24 protein-coding genes are annotated in these 20025 nt (G+C 44.3%); 23 read left to right on the forward strand and 1 reads right to left on the reverse strand.

The features are described from left to right. Positions 1-174: 174 nt before the first annotated feature. The 18 genes from AR543_RS05920 (at position 175) to AR543_RS25030 (ending at position 13523) form a co-directional block, all read left to right on the forward strand. Entirely contained in the window at positions 175-432 is a 258-nt protein-coding gene (locus AR543_RS05920) for a hypothetical protein (protein ID WP_060532638.1), read from the forward strand. A gap of 153 nt (positions 433-585) precedes the next feature. Continuing rightward, positions 586-1629 (forward strand): phosphoribosylformylglycinamidine cyclo-ligase, encoded by a 1044-nt coding sequence (gene purM / locus AR543_RS05925; RefSeq protein WP_060532640.1) that lies wholly within the window; start codon positions 586-588, stop codon positions 1627-1629. Continuing rightward, complete coding sequence (gene purN / locus AR543_RS05930) at positions 1629-2249, forward strand: phosphoribosylglycinamide formyltransferase (protein ID WP_060532642.1); 621 nt, start codon at positions 1629-1631, stop codon at positions 2247-2249. Before purM ends, purN begins: the two co-directional genes overlap by 1 nt. A 164-nt stretch (positions 2250-2413) precedes the next feature. After that, on the forward strand, positions 2414-3961 hold the full coding sequence (gene purH, locus AR543_RS05935; RefSeq protein WP_060532644.1) for a bifunctional phosphoribosylaminoimidazolecarboxamide formyltransferase/IMP cyclohydrolase: 1548 nt from the start codon (positions 2414-2416) through the stop codon (positions 3959-3961). A gap of 285 nt (positions 3962-4246) precedes the next feature. Beyond that, entirely contained in the window at positions 4247-5524 is a 1278-nt protein-coding gene (gene purD / locus AR543_RS05940; protein ID WP_060532647.1) for a phosphoribosylamine--glycine ligase, read from the forward strand. Positions 5525-5874: 350 nt separating this feature from the next. Then, positions 5875-6111, forward strand: coding sequence for a hypothetical protein (locus AR543_RS05945; protein ID WP_060532649.1), 237 nt, complete (start codon positions 5875-5877; stop codon positions 6109-6111). Positions 6112-6353: 242 nt separating this feature from the next. Then, positions 6354-6734, forward strand: coding sequence for a hypothetical protein (locus AR543_RS05950; RefSeq protein ID WP_060532651.1), 381 nt, complete (start codon positions 6354-6356; stop codon positions 6732-6734). 61 nt (positions 6735-6795) lie between these two features. Next, positions 6796-7428, forward strand: a complete 633-nt coding sequence (locus AR543_RS05955) for an RHS repeat domain-containing protein (protein WP_227871841.1) — start codon at positions 6796-6798, stop codon at positions 7426-7428. 166 nt (positions 7429-7594) lie between these two features. After that, entirely contained in the window at positions 7595-8035 is a 441-nt protein-coding gene (locus AR543_RS05960; protein ID WP_087071297.1) for a CPCC family cysteine-rich protein, read from the forward strand. 140 nt (positions 8036-8175) lie between these two features. Continuing rightward, the gene (locus AR543_RS05965) at positions 8176-8370 is read left to right on the forward strand and encodes a hypothetical protein (protein ID WP_145953895.1); all 195 of its coding nucleotides are present in this window, start codon (positions 8176-8178) and stop codon (positions 8368-8370) included. Positions 8371-8592: 222 nt separating this feature from the next. Next, positions 8593-8991: a hypothetical protein gene (locus tag AR543_RS05970; protein ID WP_060532659.1), complete on the forward strand. Its 399-nt coding sequence runs from the start codon at positions 8593-8595 to the stop codon at positions 8989-8991. Positions 8992-9242: 251 nt separating this feature from the next. Continuing rightward, on the forward strand, positions 9243-9416 hold the full coding sequence (locus AR543_RS24660; protein ID WP_227871842.1) for a hypothetical protein: 174 nt from the start codon (positions 9243-9245) through the stop codon (positions 9414-9416). A gap of 378 nt (positions 9417-9794) precedes the next feature. Continuing rightward, positions 9795-10265, forward strand: a complete 471-nt coding sequence (locus AR543_RS05980; protein WP_060532661.1) for a hypothetical protein — start codon at positions 9795-9797, stop codon at positions 10263-10265. Positions 10266-10519: 254 nt separating this feature from the next. Further along, complete coding sequence (locus tag AR543_RS05985; protein WP_158523935.1) at positions 10520-11263, forward strand: barstar family protein; 744 nt, start codon at positions 10520-10522, stop codon at positions 11261-11263. Between the two features lie 194 nt (positions 11264-11457). After that, positions 11458-11670 (forward strand): hypothetical protein, encoded by a 213-nt coding sequence (locus tag AR543_RS05990; RefSeq protein WP_060532665.1) that lies wholly within the window; start codon positions 11458-11460, stop codon positions 11668-11670. Between the two features lie 234 nt (positions 11671-11904). Continuing rightward, complete coding sequence (locus tag AR543_RS05995) at positions 11905-12408, forward strand: hypothetical protein (protein ID WP_335582709.1); 504 nt, start codon at positions 11905-11907, stop codon at positions 12406-12408. After that, positions 12401-13240, forward strand: coding sequence for a pPIWI-associating nuclease domain-containing protein (locus tag AR543_RS06000; protein ID WP_060532666.1), 840 nt, complete (start codon positions 12401-12403; stop codon positions 13238-13240). The genes AR543_RS05995 and AR543_RS06000 overlap by 8 nt, the downstream gene beginning before the upstream one ends. A 61-nt stretch (positions 13241-13301) precedes the next feature. Then, positions 13302-13523 carry a pentapeptide repeat-containing protein gene (locus AR543_RS25030; RefSeq protein WP_082472135.1) on the forward strand — a complete coding sequence of 74 codons (222 nt, stop codon included), beginning with the start codon at positions 13302-13304 and terminating at the stop codon, positions 13521-13523. Here the strand turns inward: AR543_RS25030 and AR543_RS06010 are convergent. After that, positions 13520-13942: a hypothetical protein gene (locus tag AR543_RS06010; RefSeq protein ID WP_060532668.1), complete on the reverse strand. Its 423-nt coding sequence runs from the start codon at positions 13940-13942 to the stop codon at positions 13520-13522. The two genes, AR543_RS25030 and AR543_RS06010, sit on opposite strands and share 4 nt — an antisense overlap. 560 nt (positions 13943-14502) lie before the next feature. Here AR543_RS06010 and AR543_RS06015 point away from each other — a divergent pair. The 5 genes from AR543_RS06015 (at position 14503) to AR543_RS24950 (ending at position 20025) form a co-directional block, all read left to right on the forward strand. Continuing rightward, positions 14503-14880, forward strand: coding sequence for a hypothetical protein (locus AR543_RS06015; protein WP_060532670.1), 378 nt, complete (start codon positions 14503-14505; stop codon positions 14878-14880). Between the two features lie 400 nt (positions 14881-15280). Further along, the gene (locus AR543_RS06020) at positions 15281-15490 is read left to right on the forward strand and encodes a bacteriocin immunity protein (RefSeq protein WP_060532672.1); all 210 of its coding nucleotides are present in this window, start codon (positions 15281-15283) and stop codon (positions 15488-15490) included. A gap of 108 nt (positions 15491-15598) precedes the next feature. Beyond that, positions 15599-16432 carry a methyl-accepting chemotaxis protein gene (locus tag AR543_RS06025; RefSeq protein ID WP_060532674.1) on the forward strand — a complete coding sequence of 278 codons (834 nt, stop codon included), beginning with the start codon at positions 15599-15601 and terminating at the stop codon, positions 16430-16432. Between the two features lie 130 nt (positions 16433-16562). Further along, a complete protein-coding gene (locus AR543_RS06030) occupies positions 16563-17585 on the forward strand; it encodes a LacI family DNA-binding transcriptional regulator (RefSeq protein WP_060532676.1) in 1023 nt (340 codons plus the stop codon). Between the two features lie 556 nt (positions 17586-18141). Continuing rightward, a complete protein-coding gene (locus tag AR543_RS24950) occupies positions 18142-20025 on the forward strand; it encodes a PfkB family carbohydrate kinase (RefSeq protein WP_082472136.1) in 1884 nt (627 codons plus the stop codon).

Genomic DNA, 20025 nt, shown 5'->3' on the forward strand with positions numbered 1-20025 from the left:
ACCCTGGCGGTTTCAGAACCCTTGGGGGTAAAGGGGAGAGAAAAGAAAAGTAGGCGAGAATAAGAGAAACTGGTTAGACTGCTTTGCAGGAGAGAATGTTTTAGAAATTAAGGGCTTTGATTTTATTTGATAGGATTTATGTTTTACTAGTGAGAATAGGGATGTTTTGTAAAGATGATAGATGTAAGAGTTGATGAAATAAAAAATCAACGATACAGCCTCTTAATCCTTCTTAAAATCACAGTTTTACAAATCAAAACTAAACCAGATTCATCCAAACCCTACAATTTAAATAGCAATAGCCAGATACGTAATCTTTTTAAAACTGAAATCTCAATCTTATGGACGGCGAGTGGATATTTGGAAGTAGGGGTGCTTTGTGCTCCCAGCGGAGGGAATGGAATCGTTCAGGAAGGAGCATTTGCAGGCTGACTTTTGACTGCGAATGCAGTCGTTCCCAAAAAGTCAGCCTGCAACGGCGACGCCCGAACGATCCATTCCCGCAGCGCTGTAGCACGAGAACGCCAATTCTTCCAACCCTCCCACGCGCCACTGTCCAAAGAACCCACGAAAGGTGCGATGGCAGTGTCAGATGCATACAAAAAAGCCGGAGTTGATATCGCGGCAGGCAATGAAGCAGTAGAGCGGATGAAGAAGCATGTGAAAACCACATTCCGTCCGGAAGTTATGACTGATCTCGGCGGTTTCGGCGGGCTGTTTGGCCTGAATAAGGATAAGTACGAAGAGCCGGTACTCGTATCGGGTACAGATGGTGTCGGTACAAAGCTGAAGCTTGCTTTTGCTATGGACAAGCATGATACGATCGGGATTGATGCGGTAGCCATGTGCGTAAATGATATCATCGTGCAGGGTGCAGAACCGCTCTTTTTCCTCGATTATCTCGCTTGCGACCGGGTCATTCCGGAGAAGATCGAAGCGATTGTATCCGGAATTGCCGATGGCTGTCGTCAGGCAGGCTGTGCGCTGATCGGTGGCGAGACGGCAGAGATGCCGGGCATGTACTCCGAAGGGGAGTATGATATCGCCGGCTTTACGGTAGGCATCGTGGACAAGGCCAAAGTCATCACCGGCAGTGAAATTGCAGAAGGGGATGCAGTCATTGGTCTGGCATCAAGTGGCATACACAGCAATGGCTTCTCGCTCGTGCGCAAATTGCTGCTGGAAGACAGCGGATATGAGCTGACTGCGCAGGTAGCCGAGCTGGGAAATGCCGTACTGGGCGACGTACTACTGGAACCGACGAAGATTTATGTGAAGTCTTCTCTTGCCCTGCAGGAAGCAGTACAGGTGAAAGGCATGGCGCATATTACTGGCGGCGGATTTATCGAGAATATTCCGCGGATGCTGCCGGATGGCGTTAATGTAGATATCGAGTATGGCAGCTGGCCGATCCTGCCGATTTTCCAATTGATGCAGGCCAAGGGTGCAATCAGCAACCGTGATATGTTTACCACCTTTAACATGGGAATCGGGATGGCGATTGTCGTACCTGTCGACCAGGTAGAACAGGCGCTGGATGTATTAAAGCAGCAAGGGGAAGCAGCCTATCTGATCGGTAAAGTAACTGCGGGCGAGAAGATCGTTACCTTTACAGGAGCGGAAGTATAATGAAGCCGCTGCGAATTGCCGTGTTCGCGTCCGGACAAGGCAGTAACTTTCAGGCGATGGTGAATGCCCAGCGGAGTGGGTTGCTAAACTCGGCAACGATAGAACTGCTCGTATGTGACAAGCCCGAAGCGCCGGTTGTGCAGCGTGCTGTCGATGCAGGGGTGGATACATTTGTATTCCGGCCCAAGGAATACAGTAGCAGGGAACAGTATGAACTGGAGATTCTCGGTGAACTGGCCCAGCGGCGAATAGATCTGATTGTGCTGGCCGGTTATATGCGGCTGCTCACTCCGACGATGGTCAATCCGTATATGGGCCGCATGATCAATGTGCATCCATCATTATTACCGGCTTTTCCCGGCAAAGACGCGATCGGTCAGGCGCTGGAATATGGCGTCAAGCTGACCGGGATCACCGTTCATTTTGTCGATAACGGGATGGATACTGGTCCGATCATCGCCCAGCAGTCGCTCCCGATTGAAGCCGGAGATACAGCCGATACGCTGGCTGCCCGTATTCACGAGATCGAGCAGATGCTGTATCCGCAGGTTGTCGCTCATATTGCTGCAGGTAAAGTCCGGCTGGCTGAAGATGGCCGCCATGTGATCGTAGAACAGTAACATATACACATTTACCTAAAAGGATGACATACAGACACAGCATATCTTCGATGTGCTGTTCAGCGTTTTGCAAGTATATAGAAGATACTGTGGCTTCTGGATCGGACTTCGCGAAGATGGACGTATTTCAGACTGCCCATACATTTAAGGAGGCTTTTTATAACATGACGATCAAAAGAGCACTGGTCAGCGTATCCGACAAAACAGGCGTAGTCGATTTCTGCCGCGAGCTGTCCCAGCTGGGTGTAGAAATCATCTCTACCGGTGGCACCAAGAATCTGCTGGCTGATGCAGGCGTACCGGTTATCGGTATCTCCGATGTGACCGGATTCCCGGAAATTCTGGACGGACGTGTGAAAACACTGCATCCAGCTGTACATAGCGGTCTGCTGGCTGTACGCGATAGCGAAGAGCATCAGCAGCAAATGAAAGACCTGGAACTGGGCTATATCGACCTCGTTGTCGTGAACCTGTACCCGTTCCAGGAAACAATCTCCAAACCGGATGTAGCCTATGAAGATGCGATCGAGAATATCGATATCGGCGGACCAACCATGCTGCGCAGTGCAGCGAAGAATCACGCCTTTGTGACGGTAGTGGTAGATGCGGCAGACTATACGACTATTCTGGAAGAAGTTCGTGCAGAAGGAGATACGACGCTGGATACACGCAAGCAGCTCGCTGCCAAAGTATTCCGTCATACCGCTGCTTACGACTCCCTGATCTCCGATTATCTATGCGAGGTGCTGGACAATCCGATGCCGGAACGCTACACCGTGACGTATGAGAAAATTCAGGATCTGCGCTACGGCGAGAATCCGCACCAGACCGCAGCCTTTTACCGCAAGCCAATGGCTCCAGCGGGTACACTGACCACGGCCGAGCAGCTGCATGGCAAAGAACTGTCCTACAACAACATCAATGACGCTAACGCAGCACTCCAGATCGTCAAAGAATTCAACGAGCCGGCTGTCGTAGCTGTGAAGCATATGAACCCATGCGGCGTAGGCGTAGGTTCCACGATCGCCGAAGCTTACAACAAAGCATACAACGCGGATCCAACCTCCATCTTCGGCGGGATCGTCGCGGCGAACCATACCATCGACGCCGAGACCGCGCAGCCGCTGAGCGAGATTTTCCTAGAGATCATCCTGGCACCGGACTTTACCCCGGAAGCCCTGGAGATTCTGACCAAAAAGAAAAATATCCGTCTGCTCAAAATGGGCGAAATCGCTGCTTCGGCCGATCGCAAATCGCAGCATATCGTAACCATGGTTGAAGGCGGTATGGTCGTACAGGACAGCGATGTTCACTCTATTACCGAAGCAGATCTGAAAGTAGTCACCGACCGTGCTCCTTCTGCCGAAGAAATGAAGCAACTGCTGTTCGGCTGGAAAGTCGTCAAGCACGTCAAGTCCAATGCGATCGTACTGGCAGCAGACGATATGACCGTAGGTGTCGGTGCAGGCCAGATGAACCGTGTCGGCGCTGCCAAGATTGCCATCGAGCAGGCAGCCGACAAAGCCAAAGGCGCGATACTCGCTTCCGACGCATTCTTCCCGATGGGCGATACCGTCGAGGCTGCTGCTCTGGCAGGTATCACGGCTATTATCCAGCCAGGTGGTTCGGTCAAGGACGAAGAATCTATCAAAGCAGCCAATGAGCATGGTATCGCGATGGTATTCACAGGCGTACGCCACTTCAAACACTAAGACTTTGTGCTAGCTGTATCATCATGAATTCTAGAGGACTCCGGAGATGGATGATCCATGATGCGCGCATGCCGCGCATCTCTCCGGCTGCATCTCAAAATCTAGCCAACGAACGGAGCCAAATTTCATCAAGTTTGGCTCCGTTTTGCTAAGTTATTGTATTGTGGAGAGGAATAAGCTGTAGCGATAGGTCTATTCCGTATATGGATTGAAGCCTCCTTCTTCCGCATGATCACTATTCATCCAGCTCATTACTTTCTTAATCAAAAAGGAGCGTGACCCTTCATGGATATACTCGTTATCGGCAGCGGTGGACGTGAACATGCCATCATCTGGTCGCTGGCCAAAAGTCCGCAGGTCAATCAGATCTACTGTGCACCCGGCAATGCGGGGATTGGACAGATCGCCGACTGTGTGCCGATTCAGGTAAGTGAATTTGAGAAGTTAGCAGACTTTGCAGCCGAGAAAAAGGTCGGCCTTGTCGTCGTCGGCCCGGATGATCCGCTCGCGGATGGTATCGTGGACGTGTTCGAAGCGCGGAATATTCCGGTATACGGCCCGCGTCAGAATGCTGCGCTGATCGAAGGCAGCAAGACCTTTATGAAAGATCTGCTGCATAAATACAATATCCCTACCGCCGCCTACGCTAAGTTCGACGATTACGATACCGCCCTGAATTACCTGAACCGCCAGCCGGTACCGATTGTGATCAAAGCAGACGGACTGGCTGCAGGCAAAGGCGTAACCGTCGCTCGCACCATGCACGAGGCGGTCGAAGCACTACAAAATATTATGCGTGACAAAATATTCGGCGAAGCCGGCAGCAAAGTGATTATCGAGGAATTCATGGAAGGACAGGAGATGTCGATCCTGGCCTTTGTCGATGGGGAGACCGTACGTGCTATGCCGGCCGCGCAGGATCACAAGCCTGCCTTTGATAACGACGCAGGGCCGAATACTGGCGGAATGGGCACCTATTCACCACTCCCGCATATCGACTCGGCTATTATTGAGGAAGCGATCGAGACTATCGTTATTCCGACTGCCAAAGCCATGGTCGCGGAAGGACGTCCGTTCCAGGGTGTGCTGTTCGCCGGTTTGATGATCACTCCGGATGGCAAGCCCAAGACGGTAGAATTCAATGCCCGTTTCGGCGATCCCGAGACTCAGGTCGTCCTGCCGCGTCTGCAGACCGATCTGCTGGATATTTTCCTGGCGACGGTAAATGGTACGCTGGCAGACGTGGATATCCAGTGGAGCGACGAAGCCGCTGTCTGCGTCATCCTCGCTTCCGGAGGCTATCCGGGATCATATACCAAAGGTCTGCCGATTACAGGTCTGGAGGATATCGATCCATCGGAAGCACTTGTTTTCCACGCCGGTACCGGCAAGAACGAGAACGGTGAGTTCGTAACCAACGGTGGCCGTGTTCTGGGGGTTGTGGGGCTGGGAGCGGATATTGCTTCGGCTCGAGCTCAAGCCTATGAGCAGGCAGCGAAGATTGCATTTACCGGCAAGCATCAGCGCAGCGATATTGCAGCCAAGGCGTTGACAGGCAAGTAAGTATAAACAGAAAAAAATAATATACAGATGAGCCACTCTTCGGAGTGGTTTTTTGTATATCAATAACCAGGTAACTACATGAACTATAATGTAAAAATATTACTTTTAGGAGTCATAAAATTCAGTATCTTACTTGTAAGTAGGGATTTTAATAAATATATCTATAAAATGAAGTAGCTTTCCAACTATAACTACTTACCTCGTACAAGAGGAATGATTTATCGCAGTTCAATACTCCCGAACATTTTGTATATGACATGTTATCAAACTCCAAAAGATGGAATAAGATGAATGAGGAAGAACAAAAACATGCAAATTGGTATATCGATAATTTTGGAGGTATAAAATAAATGGACAAAGGGAAAAAGAAATTGCAAAAAAAAGAAATAATAAAAGTAGCAATGGATTACACTTCCCAAAACGCTTCGAGTGTTTTTAACTTTACTTTGATTAGTGTTGATAGAAATGATAATCGTTATCCCTGCTGGTCAGTTATATTTGAAATGAGCAATAAGCAAGGTGATATTGTGGATGGTTCCTTAATCTTAGGAATTAACGAATTTGGAGAAATAATATACGTGGGTTAGTTTTAAATGAGATTTTTTTGATATATTCGAGTACTCTTATTTGAGCAATCATAACGGATTATCGGCCCTGATTGGCATTATGTCTTCAGGCTTTTTTTGATGAAAACTCAAGATTCTGAAAGGAATCTTTTTTGGTATAAGAAAAGTAGATAAGAGGGGAGACTAGGTAACTTTAATTTCCATATCTTGAATGTAATAAAAAATCAAAACAGTAGTTATATAATTGATTAAGGAGCGGTGTAATGAAAAAATACCCTTATTTTATCTGTTTTGTACCCATATTATCAGACGAAGATATTATGGGAGTTTCTAAAATTATATCTGATAAGTTGGTAGGTGGACTTCCATTTGGTGGTTTGGAAGATCATATTTATGAAGAAGTGCCTGCAGTGTATATAAAGGAAAGTATACTAGGATTTGAATTAGTCATACAAGGCTACGGAGGAGAAGAAGGGTATGTTTTAGAAGTACGTTCTTACTCTAGAAACAATAAACTTTATGATGATAAAGAAATCACCGTAGATATCACTAAGTATATTGCTTCTTTGCTTGAGGGAACTGAGAAAATAAAAATAATATATGAAGAGATTAGTGCACAAGAATATATGGATGTAACCGAGTAAACTCTATTGACAAAGTAAGAGATCTTGATAGGCTAAATGCCTTTCAAGGTCTCTTTTTAAAGTGAATAATCAAGCTATAACCAAGCAGATCATCAACTCGCTTGCCGTGCTCTCTCAGGTGCTAATGGAGACCGATAATATCGGAGCACCCCAAGCCTGGTATGTATACGGGATGGGACTGATCGGACGCGAAGATGCAGCCGGCAACTACCAGACATACCACTACGATCTGCGCGGCAGCACGATGGCTCTGACCGATGCACAAGGACAGGTGACTGACACGTACGGTGAACAGCTGGAGCATGAAGGTGCAAGCCAGCAGCCATTCCAGTACAATGGACGTGACGGTGTGCAGACGGATGCAAATGGTCTGTACCAGATGCGTGCCAGATACTACAATCCGGAGATCAAGCGATTTGTGAACCGGGATGTGCTGACAGGCAGTATCGATAATGGATTGACGAAAATCTTAAACATATCAAGGTCGGAGATCAGATCCACTTCAAGGATTAATTCACAGGCAAAAAAGATTACAAGGCGTTCACCGCTGCATTCAACCATATGGCTAAAGAAATCTATCTCATTCATGTCAGCGGCCAGGCGATTGAATCGCCCTACAACCGTCCCCAATCTGTATCAGGAGATTCTGATATGGCTTATGAATTCGGTACTAGACAGACTAATGGCATTATAAAAGTGAGGGAAGGATCGTTCATATACAGATATGAACCTTCAACTCAGTCTATATTTGTAAGCTCAGAGGTAGGCGGTAGGATCAAATCATTTTATAAGTGGAATGACAGGACGGAAGACCATGTAATCTTAACTTTAAAAAGAATGGGACTGATTGATTGAAAAAGATGTCTAGAGAAAATTTTCTTGAATTGATGTATTTAGTTCGTGGTTTTATTGAAAAAGAAATAAATTTATCAGAATATTTGGAGGAGTATAATTCAAACGCTGATCTAGAGTCGAATGAATTGGATATTGAAGGTGTAAGCAATGGTTTTTTATCTCAAATAGCTTGCTTGATGACAGGTTATGAGATAGAGATTGTTGGAGAAGTAGAAGAGCTATTTTCATGTCCTTGTTGTAGGCTGAAGACTTTAACAGAGCTTTATAATGAGTTAGAAGGAACAGGCTACGATATTTGTCCATACTGCAAGTGGCAAGATGATGGGACTACAGATATTCATGCTTATAGATCTATTAATAAAGGCAGTATAGCAGATTATCGTAACAAGCTTTGCTTAGATTTCAATAAATATTATATAAATAAATGGTTAAATACAAAGAACTGATTTTCACCCAAAATCTTTAAAATAATATTCGATCACTCACCTTGATTGGCTATATGTCTTTCAGGGTTTCTTTTTGAAGTGAATAATTAATTAACAGTAAGCAGATCATCAACTCGCATGCCGTGCTCTATCAGGTGCTGATGGAGACCAACAATGCCGGAGCGCCGCAAGCCTGGTATGTGTATAGTATGGGACTGATCGGACGTGAAGATGCAGCCGGTAACTACCAGATGTACCACTACGATCTGCGCGACAACACGATGGATCTGACTAGTGCCCACGGACAAGTGACCAATATGTACGATGAACGAAGGTACAAGCCAGCACCGTTCTAGTACAATAGATGTGGCGGTGTGCAGACGGAGCAAGCTGGTTGGAGATTGGATCCAGTGTTGGAGCTGATCCTACTCTATTTGTAGGTTTATCAAGATGCAGGAAGAAGTTTTACAGAAATAAAATATTCTATGGACTCTTCTACTGGTAGACTAAGACAAGGAATAATTGATGAGAAACCAAACAAGATAAAATTTATTGATTAATGGGGGTAACACTTTTTGATGTTTATAAAAAATTACGAGACTACAACAGATAAATTAAATGCCCTTGGCTCGTGGACTTATAAAGAAATAGTGAGAATTGACTACGCTATGGATATTGATTTTAAAGATAATTACACGAGTTCACTAACCCTTTCCTTTCATATCTCGGTTATTGAAACAAATCAATGCTTCAAAATGAGAATCAGATACTTTGATGTTTCTGACCTTAGTGTAAGAAAAATTACAAATCTTTACCTAACAAGAAGTTTGATAGTACATGATAAAAAAGAGTTAGGATGGGATAGGAGTCAACGATACCACGTTCATGATGACAGTGGATATGGTGAGAACGATGGATACAACTTTATTGAGTTTTACTGTAGTTCTATGGAAGCTATTTCACTGGAAGAATTCTAATACTCCAAACCTTGATGGGTGAAATGCTTCTCAAAGTTTCTTTTTTAAATAAATAGCTCATCCACAACCAAGCAAATTATCAACACACATGCCTTATTCTCTCAGGTGCTGATGGAGACCGACAATGTCGGCACACCGTAAGCCTAGTAAATGATCGGATGTGATGAAGATGTAGTTATTAACTACAAGGCGTATCATTATAATCTACATGGCAGAGAATTCCCATCAAAATAATAATAGGAGTACTATATATGATTAATAGAAAAAAGACATTAAAAGAGTTTTTGACTAAGGAAGAATATGAAGGTGCAGCACAAAATGCAGCAAAATTTTCTGAGATGTCGCTGCCTGTGTGGTATTTTGGTATTACTGATAAGTGTCTGGGTGAGTTATCAGACTTCGACTTGATTCGTTGTATTAGATAGAATGTTTTTACAGATTTAGCGACGTTTGAAATTATTGAAAGGATTGATGAACAGAATACACCATTCTATTCTGATATTGATTCAGTGGAGCTAATGGAAAAGTTATCATCTGTTAGCTCGGAGATACTTTCAGCCTATAAGTATAAATTGAATAGAATGCTTGAAAATATTGAAAAGAACAACTTAATAGATCTAGCAACGGATATTTGGATGTCCGATGAACAACAAGAGACGTATAAAGGCTATATCCATGTGATAAAAAATAAAATTCATTGATATTGATGAGTATTGCCTGACTGCAGCGAGCCCCATGGTCTCGAATGAACCTGCCATTCAATAAATAACACTCTTATACCATTATCAGTCGGAGGCACGATTGTGGAACGTTTAGAAGAAATTTTAAAAAAGATTAAAAATGAATTATTAACTTCAGAGAATAATATTATTATTGGAAAGATGAATAATGGTGTTGAATTGAATGTTGCTTCCATGATGGAAGTGGATACCTACAGTATATTCTTAGAAAAATCGGATGGGGCACGATTTGGTTCTATTGATTTATGGTCATATTCTGAATTGAAAGAAAATCAATTTCGTGTCTCAGAGTTAGAAGGACGACACGAAAAATGGATTAAGATTGGACAGATTTTATATGAACCTTTGCTGCTGTGTAAAGAAAATAACTCGGTTTATCTATTTAATACAGATACGGAACAGCTGTATTGTATAAGTAGTGACCTGTGTTTTTTTTTTGAAAATTGTGTTTTTGGTGCGGGCTATATAGCATTGGTTTCTGACTATCATAATGATGACTGGTATAAATTTTTAAAGAAATTGCATTTTGTATAGTTTGTTTGGGTTTTGATAGCATCCATATCAATATTTTAGATTACGGAGGATGAATAAATATACTATGAATTATTGGCAAGTCGTACAATGATAAAGTGATTACGGTTGATGATTACTTGAATATAGAATGTTCATAAAAGGAAGTGGTACGAATAGTTATTAAATTTACAATTAGAGACGATCTAAGTGGATTGATTATAGGTCATTGTAAAGATATTCTTGGACTGGATGGTGAAATTCATACTTCTGAAGAAATGAAATTTCATGAATTACAATTGAAAGAATTTATATTTACTACAGAATTCAAAAGCTATCTTTCTAAAAGTAAAGAATCAATAAGTCGATTAATTTACATTAGTATTACCAAACCCAATGATGAAAGTATTGGAGAAATTCCATTCTTTATTTTTGATAATATATATTATCATCGTTCTGGTTTTTTGAATGAAACAGATGATATCGTCTGGACAGGATCATTAGGAAGAATAGTCTCACCAGAAGAACTCTATATTTGGAATAGATGGATAGAGGCAGTTCCTGCCCAAAGAAATGAATGGGCTGATTTATCAGAAAAACAAAGAAGAGCCTGGTTACAGGTAGTTCGGAATTACGTTGCAAATCAAAGAAGCTATCAGCGAAAAGGATCGAATTTTATGCTGGAGGGAAAAGATATAATAGATTATTCTTCTTTTTTCTGTGCATTGGGAGAAGCCATTCATGGTCCCGGTGGATATTATGGTTTTGATATAAATTCTATGATTGATTGCTTCCATGGAGATTATGGTGCTCAAGCCCCTTTTACTTTAATCTGGAAAGATCATCAAATTGCACGAGAAGCATTAGATCAATACGCTTGGTTAAAAGAGATCAAAGCGAAACAGATCGAAGACCGAAAGTTGCTAACTGAATCTGTTTTTGAAGAAGTCGGAGATCGCCCACTCTTTGATGCTTTGTTAGAAACAGCGAAAAGTTATAACGTGAATGTATGGCTACAGTGATAATGATAGTAATATAAAACGCATGATTTTTTACATGTAGCCTGAATAGAATTTATTTATATTAAGGTTTATATAATAAAGAAAATTAGTTATACAGCTAATCCAAAATTAGTACAAAAAATGCATAAGCAATTATAGATAAAACTACCTACATCAGAATCGACCCGGGCATCTATACTCATTAGGAGGAAGAAATGGACCTTAATAATTATAAAGACATGTGGACCATACACAAAGATCAATATGCTTTACTCGAAGTGGCTCAAAACAAATATGCTATTGTAGATATTCCAAATAAAGCGGCTGTTATCATTGAAGATAGTAAATTGTCAGAAAAAATAAAAAGACAAATGATGAATCATGGCAATAGAATTCTAGATCATAGTTGGTTTGCTAACAACTTGTAAATCGAGTTATGCTGACAGGCAGTATCCATAATGGACTTACGATAAACTGTTATGCGTATGAGAATGGCAATACAGTTTCATATATTGATCGGTGTAGTCTGAGTGCAGACAGAGCAAGCTGATTGGAGATTGGATTCAGTTTTGGAACAGATGCTACTCCATTTGCATAAAGGAAATGGTAGAGTAGCTAACCGGAAAGTGAGGATGCATTTGAATAACTATATACTATCGTTCATGAAAAAGATTGATTATTTTTTCGTGGGAAAAGAGCTTTTAAATATTATTTATTTACATGATGAGGAAGATAATGAAAGGCTGGATCATGTTCTTTTCTTTGAGAAGAAGAATAGTGAAGTTGTAGGACTATACATAAGAGGTATGAATCCATTGCTTTCCTCACGTTCTGTCTATGAATTAGATGATTTTAATTTATTTGCCAGTTATGAGAAATTGGTAGAAGTAAAGGAAGATATCCGGTTTGAAATAAAATGCACAAGAGTATATTTTAATACTCAGTACAATGAATTATTCGGATTATACTTAGCCAATGCTGACAAAAGCTGCTCTATAGTTATTGCATTTTTGCAGGATGAAATGTATGTAGAACAGAATTGCAGTGAATATGAAGCCAGACAGAAATTGAGCGAGAGATTTCCTGATACAAGCCTGATTATTTATGAAAAGAACCATGAGCAGGAATGGAAACAGATAGATTTAGGAGACTCATACCATGTATGAAGAGCAATTTGATCATGTCCTGCATCTATTGAATTACAACGAAAAGGTAAAGCTGACTTTTGCACTTCGCAAGCTGGATCATTTTGAAGAGGGCGAACATATATATAACTTTGCGCTTTCTTTTCAGGAAGTAATGATTATGATATTAGATCGTATAGCGCCTGATAAAGACCTGTATCTTTGTGACTGGTATGATCGAGAACAGGAAAATGATGAAGAATTAATACATATAGCTCGTATACTGTATGCTATCAAAAACAAGCTATTGGATGAGTTCATTATGAATGAATTAAATTTGGATATGAGTAAAGTCAGCGAAGAGCTGGAGCAACGATTTATTCGTCCTTTGAACGATTTCAATTATACACAGGAAGAATATGCAAGATTACCTATTGCTCAGGCTCAGCAGGAATCACGGCAGGCCGTCTGTTTATTTGCAGACTTACTGGCCTATATAGAACATACTCGGCAGCAATTATTCGAAGCATATGAATACCAGCTCGCGCAGAATATTCTGCCGGCACGATTGGCCGATATACTGCGCTCCACCAGAAAATTGCCACCGCAATCCAGCCTGCAAGCTGTTGTCCTCGAACGGGTACGGATTACCAGCCTGACTATACATGAGTTGACGTTTACTATAACTGGAAGACTAACATTTGATCGTCATGCTGCTCAGGCAGAAGACTCTGCAGGCGTAACATGGTATAGATTTAGACTCACCACATATGACAGTTCCGATTATCCAGATACAGATATTACTAATATTCCCCGATTACAATGGATCGGTCGCGAGAGACGTACAATACAAGGTGAATTACTGAAATGTTGAGTATGTAGAATTGCTTGCATTATTTGTAGCGTGAGACTTGTCTCCACACAATTAAGCCCGTCTGGCAGGCGCTCATTTCAAAAATGCCCGTCTGTGCCATGCTGATCTGACAGATGCAGACGTATGGAATACCAATTTTGAGGGAGCCCAATTAATGGGCGCTGTTATGCTGTGCAACAGGATGGAAGACATTATGTTAAAGGAAGCCAAATACGATGAAAGCACGATCTGGCCACCCTCGTTCAATCCTCTGGAGTATGGAGCCGTATTGCTGAAAAGCTAACTTTTCTCCTTCAATGACAAATCGTCATATCCGATAATATGATCCCCTTTCCAGTGCACCAATACTCCATTTGGACGACAAATATCCAGTGTTCCCTCCGCGAATCGCACCGACCAGTACGCATTATCCCAGAATGTCACTTCCGGATGGGTGATGAAGGTGGATTCTTCACCGTCAGGACAACCGAATTCGGCGATCAGGAATTGTCTGGCATCGCGGCAGTACCGATCCAGATGGTGCAGCTTGTCCCGGATAAAGCCATAGGGGAGCTGCGTGGTAGAATGTTCTTCATTCAATTGAATCAAGAAAAAAATGCCTTCCGGATGCCACTCATATGTCGTGCCCTGGGCGAGTGCTGGTCCCTGGTCTGGCTGATGAATAGTTAACGTTCCTACCGGTGTAGAGATGGTGTCTGGCATGTGGACTTCCTCCCTTGTAGAAATGGATATTCAGCTGCATTAATGGTCCCGACAATATAATTTCTTCTGATTTTATTTTAACACGCCAGCCCACTGGTGAAGCGGACTAAATGCATTTATCTCTTGGCTTGTAAACAGGCAAATATAGCTTTTTGGATGTTTGCCAAAGGCTGTAAGAGGTTAAAACAACTTTCATAAGACTCTTAGCTATATGTTGATAACCATCCCCAAAGTGATCTTTATCGACGATTTATGCGAAACTGGAATCATACGGCAGGTTATATATCCGACCCAAATTACAGTATAGTATAGGTTGAACACGAGCCCGCAGCTACATAGAGATTTGTCATCATCCAGAAAGGGGTTGACCTGGAAGGGAGGTGAGAGCCTCAGCAGATTGGTAGGATATAATCTTGTTTACCAAATTGATTTGTACTTTTCTGGAAACGAAAGGAAGAGAGGGAAACCATGAAAAATTCAAAATATTATACTTTATTGCTGGCAGGTACACTGCTGACAACAACAGCTGGAGGATATGCCAGCGCTGCCCCCCGAGCGACGTGGCTGCTACAGGTGGAGGTACGATAACGACGCAGGATACCTCCGATACTACAGTGGATTATTATACGCTGACCAAAGACAGCGGTGCTTTTAAAGCGGCACAGTTCAATTCCTCCGGAGACAGCTATGTAGGACTGGATGTACAGCAGGACGGCCGAATGATCGTATCGATCGAGAAATACAATTTCAAGACACGCAAATGGGACCCGGTTCAGGTGAAGCTGATCGACGGATCCAAAAGTGTCTATTACCGCGTACCCACTGATGTGATTCATATTCCGCCGGTTCCTTACCGGGTGATCCTTTCCACTACTGGCCACGCGGATGTCACTATTGAGACTACGTATACCTGGGAAAGTGATAGCGATCCAAGATAAAGGGATGCGCAAACAGAGGTCTTTATCGACTCGATAGACGGGGATCGTTATGTTAATAAATACCATAGATAACGATGACGTCCCATAACAACTCAAATAGTAAATGGGGAAAATAGCAGCATGTAGCATTAGCATGAGGAATAGAGCAAAAAAAGAGTAGCGTAACCCGATACTCTTACGAGTAAATTAGTCTTCCGATATGCAGCATAATAGCTGTATGCTGTAATATGACGATACATGGATAGCTAATTCTCTACCGGAATCCTGTGAATATCTATTCGCAGGGTTCCGTGATACATAATAGAAACAATTGATGCATCACAGGAACAGGTGCTTATAAGAACGAGCTGGTTCATAATGTTATACAACAAATACAAAGAGATGAACAGGAGGATGTTCCATGGATCGCGAGCAGCTAATAGCACTCGTTAACAAGATTCAAAGTGGAGAGGGCAGCGAACAGGAGCAGGACGATCTGCTCGAACAGCTGCAGCAGAACGTTCCGCACCCTGGGGTCAGCGATCTCATTTACTGGGATAAGCGGGAGCTGACCGCCGAGCAGATCGTTGATGAAGCGCTGGCTTATGAGCCGATCCGGCTGGAACCCTAGTGCATCTATATTTGGGAATTATCCCCTTGCATATTATGGATAGTCGCAGCTCTGCCGATACTATATAAGCAGGGTTTGTCCAAACAACTATTCAGGGGGCTATAAAAAATGAGTATTGTAGAGTCCGTTATTCAGTCGATGCCTTACATAAAACAGCTGATTCGCGAAGATTGTATGCTGTGTGTAATGGACAGGGAACGTGTATTGTATTCTTCACCCGCTCGGTCGTTTAGTATTGGTCTGAAGACCGGGGATATGTTGCCTCCGGATCAGCAGAATTTTATATATTTGAAAAGCAAAACCGAACGCAGCTTTTTGCATTTTCCCAAAGAAGTGCTCGGAACGGCCGTTGATGTCGTATACGTACCTATCCACGATGAGAAAAGACAGGTCATTGCAGTGATCGCCCTCGGTATGAGTATGGACAATCGGCATCGCATGGAAGAGCTGATGAAAGCAGCAGCCGAGATTACCAGCCAGCTGGTGAGTAATGTTCATCATGTCTCGTCCCATTCCGATCAGCTGTCTTCGGTATCCGATCAGGTGCTTCGCAATTCCAAGGAAGCCGTACGCAAATCGTCCTCGGTAACCCAGATTACCGGGTTGATCCGTGAGATTTCCGAGCAGACGAATCTACTGGGACTCAATGCAGCAATTGAAGCAGCTCGTGCCGGTGAGGCAGGCGCAGGCTTCAGCGTCGTCGCCCAGGAAGTACGCAAGCTGTCGGTCGATGCCAAGCAGGCAACCGGGCAGATCGAAGACTCGCTGAATGATATCCGCAGCGCAATCGTACAGATGGAAGGGGATATTTCGCAGATTTCCTCTTCATCGACGCAGCAGGCCCAGTTGGTCGTGAACTTCCAGGAAGCGCTGCATAACATGTCTACCATTTCGGCGGAGATTCAGGAGCTGTTCAATACTCTTTTATCCTATGAGAAATAATTAAAATAAATCTTTTGTGCATTTCCACCAAGAGGCCGAATATTCGCTACCAGAGGAACGGTCTCTTTTTTATCCTGTTTTGGGTTATGATATGGAGTAGAATCATCTTTACAGAAAGGGCAGTGCAACCATGGCAAAAGTAACGATGGCTGATGTGGCCCGTGAGGCAGGTGTATCCAAAAGCACCATTTCCCAGTACCTCAACGGGCGTTATGAATATATGAGTGCTGCTACACGAGCGCGAATTGCCGCTTCGATTGAAGCGCTGGATTACCGGCCCAATATATTGGCGCGAGGACTCAAGCAAAAGCGTACCTTTACAATTGGTGTCATTGTAGCGAATATGCTGCACCACTTTTCGATTGAGATCTGCCGTGGTATTGAGAGCTACTGCCGAGAACAGGGAATCAGCGTAATCCTCTGCAATACCGATGAAGACCAGAGCCGGGAACAGAATGATCTGGAGATGCTGCGTTCCAAGCAGGTAGATGGCGTTATCGCTTTTCCATCTGGTCCGCTCACTCCGGTCTACCGCAAGCTGGTCGACGAGCAATTCCCGCTGGTCTTTATCGATCGTAAGCTGGAAGATGTGCCGGTCAATCGTGTCGTAGTGGAAAATGAGCAGGCTGCCTATGAAGCTACGCTGCATCTTATCGAAGCCGGATACCAGCGGATAGCGATGCTGACTGCTCCGTTATCTATTTCGACCCGTCTGGAACGTGTGGAAGGCTACAGAAAAGCCATGCAGGAACAGCTGCCGCAGATCGAGCCTATAGTCATCTCCGAAGACGTTCGACAGCTGCGTCAGCGGTTGGGTGAGCTGGAGCAGCAGAATGATCTGCCGGAAGCCATTATTGCCGGTAACGATCTGGTACTGCTGGAAGCGCTGGCATTTCTAAAGGAACGAAGGCTGCGGATTCCCCAGGATATGGCGCTGATCGTATTCGATAATATTCCGTTCGCAGAGCTGCTCACACCGACCCTGTCGACAATTGTACAGCCTGCTCACGAGATGGGAAGAGAAGCGGCTGCGATGCTGCTGGCTGATATTGAAGCCGAGAGCCGCGGGCAGGAATGGCCGCCCATTCAGGAAAAGCAATTCTCCTGCCGTCTGATGATTCGGGAATCGTCGGGTCCTGCTGTACAGGAATGACTGAACGGATAGCGTAAGGATAGAGAACGTAGGAGACAACCGCTGCTGGTCAAGTACCTCTCTATCAGCATAACTACAGCTTATATTAGAAAAATATCGTAAAAATAGAATCTACGTATAAATAGAAACAAAAACGAAAATAGTACGATGGATTTAACGCAGCAGCTCCTTGGGGACAAGCTGCGTTTTTGTGTTGGGTAGATTTGCTTGGAATCATTTTTGTTCATCCAATAGTGGATTACACTGTAGAGTGCCTAACGAAAGCCGACTACATACAGACTATTTAACTACATTAGATAACGCTTTCAAAAAAAGGTTGTATTTGAGAAATGACAGGTTTATACTGTTTTTATAAATCGATTTACTAAATCGGTTTATGTAAGCGATTAATTGTTTATATGTATAGCAGAACGATAATCGATAAAGTACGAAATACTAATGGATTTATATAGCAGATCATCTGACAAATCGTCATTAACAAGTAGCAGTAGTGATTCAAAGAGAGCAGTAATGTAAGAAGAATAGCGATCCAAAGAGAGAGGAAGGAGCAAGCATCATGAGACAAATCATCATTCCTGCATCGGTATTTAGCGAAGTGGTCGCTGGACAGCAGACCCAGATAGAGGCGGTATTCAGAACTGCGAAGCTGGGAGCAGAGGGGATCGAGATTCGCAGAGAGCTATTCACACATATCGATCCCATCGAAGAACAACTGCAGCAATGCAGACAGGCGATACAGAGTGCAGGCCTGCGGACGACGGTCTACTCGGTTCCGATGCAGCTCTGGCGGGAAGATCATCAGCTGGATATCGATGTACTCTCTCTGGCACTGAGCGAAGCCGAGCAGCTTGGAGCCAATCAGGTGAAGCTTTCACTTGGACATTACGAGGCAGAGCTATCGCCGCTGGATCAACTGGAATCATTTATGAAAGCGTATTATTTACCATCAAATACAAGTGAACAACAGAAAGGTCACACCGTTCAGCTGTTGATCGAAAATGATCAAACTACTTACGGCGGTGATCCGAAGCGGCTGCTGGCCTTTTTCCGGGAGATAGAGAAATGGCAGCTTATCGATGATATTCTGCCTGTGCGAATGACATGGGATACAGGTAACTGGCTATATGCCGGTTATGAAGAGGTAGCGCTGCAGGCAGCAGCAGATCTGTCGCCCTACGTATCCTATATTCATGCCAAGCATTCGATCGTACAGGGAAATGAATATACGACCCTGCCGCTACCCGAGGAGCAGGATGCACTGTGGAGACAAATGCTTCGTATGCTGCCTCGTACCGCGAACCGGGCGATAGAATTTACATTACCGGATGATCCGGCAATTTCATATTATTGCAGCCTGCTGGCTGACGAACAGGGAGGAACAGAGATGTCATTATCCAAACAGCATGTTAGCTTACGTAGTGAGCGTGAAGCGGATCATTCAGGTCTGGATGTAGTAACATTTGGCGAAGCGATGACGATGTTTGTAGCGGAACAATCCGGACCGCTGCACCAGGTGAGCCTGTTCAGCCGCAGGTTGGCAGGAGCGGAAGCCAATGCAGCAATCGGATTTGCCAGACTGGGCCTTCGTTCCGGCTGGGCGAGTCGGGTTGGGAATGATGTATTTGGCAGCTTTGTTCGCGAGAAGCTGGCGGATGAAAAAGTCAATCTGGAGCATGTATTGACCGATCCGCAATATCCAACCGGATTCCAGCTCAAGTCTAGAGTAGTCTCGGGCGATCCGGAGGTACAGTACTTCCGTAGAGGCTCGGCAGCGAGCCGAATGAGCCGTGATGAGCTGGACCGGGAGTATTTCACCTCGGCACGTCATCTGCATATGACCGGTATTCCTCTTGCCCTGTCTGCCGCCAATCGTGAATTTGCCCGTGCGGTTATTATGGAAATGAAGCAGGCGGGACGAACGATTTCTTTTGACCCGAATCTGCGCCCACAGCTATGGGAAAGTCAGCAGCAGATGGTAAGCGTTATCAATGAGTTTGCCGCGTATGCCGATGTAGTGCTGCCGGGTATTGAAGAAGGTGTTATTCTAACAGGCTCCCGTGATCCCGAACAAATCGCCCGGTTCTATCTGAACCTCGGAGTGAAGCTGGTGGTTGTGAAGCTGGGACCATCCGGTGCCGCCTATTATACCCGCGAGCAAAGTGGCAGTGTACCCGGATTCGCAGTACCCGAGGTTATTGATACTGTAGGAGCCGGTGATGGCTTCGCTGTCGGCACCGTGAGCGGCTGGCTGGCAGGTTTGCCGATCGAGGAGGTTGTCAGCCGCGGCTGTGCGATTGGAGCACTTGCCGTGCAGTCGGTGGGTGACCATGAAGGCTATCCGACTGAATCCCGGCTGCAGCAATATATGGAACAGACCAAACGTACGGATGTATCCGCAGTCTTATCGGCAATGTCCTCATCCCTGGAAGGAGTGAACTGA

The sequence above is a fragment of the Paenibacillus bovis genome, from assembly GCF_001421015.2.
Lineage (GTDB): Bacteria > Bacillota > Bacilli > Paenibacillales > Paenibacillaceae > Saccharibacillus > Saccharibacillus bovis.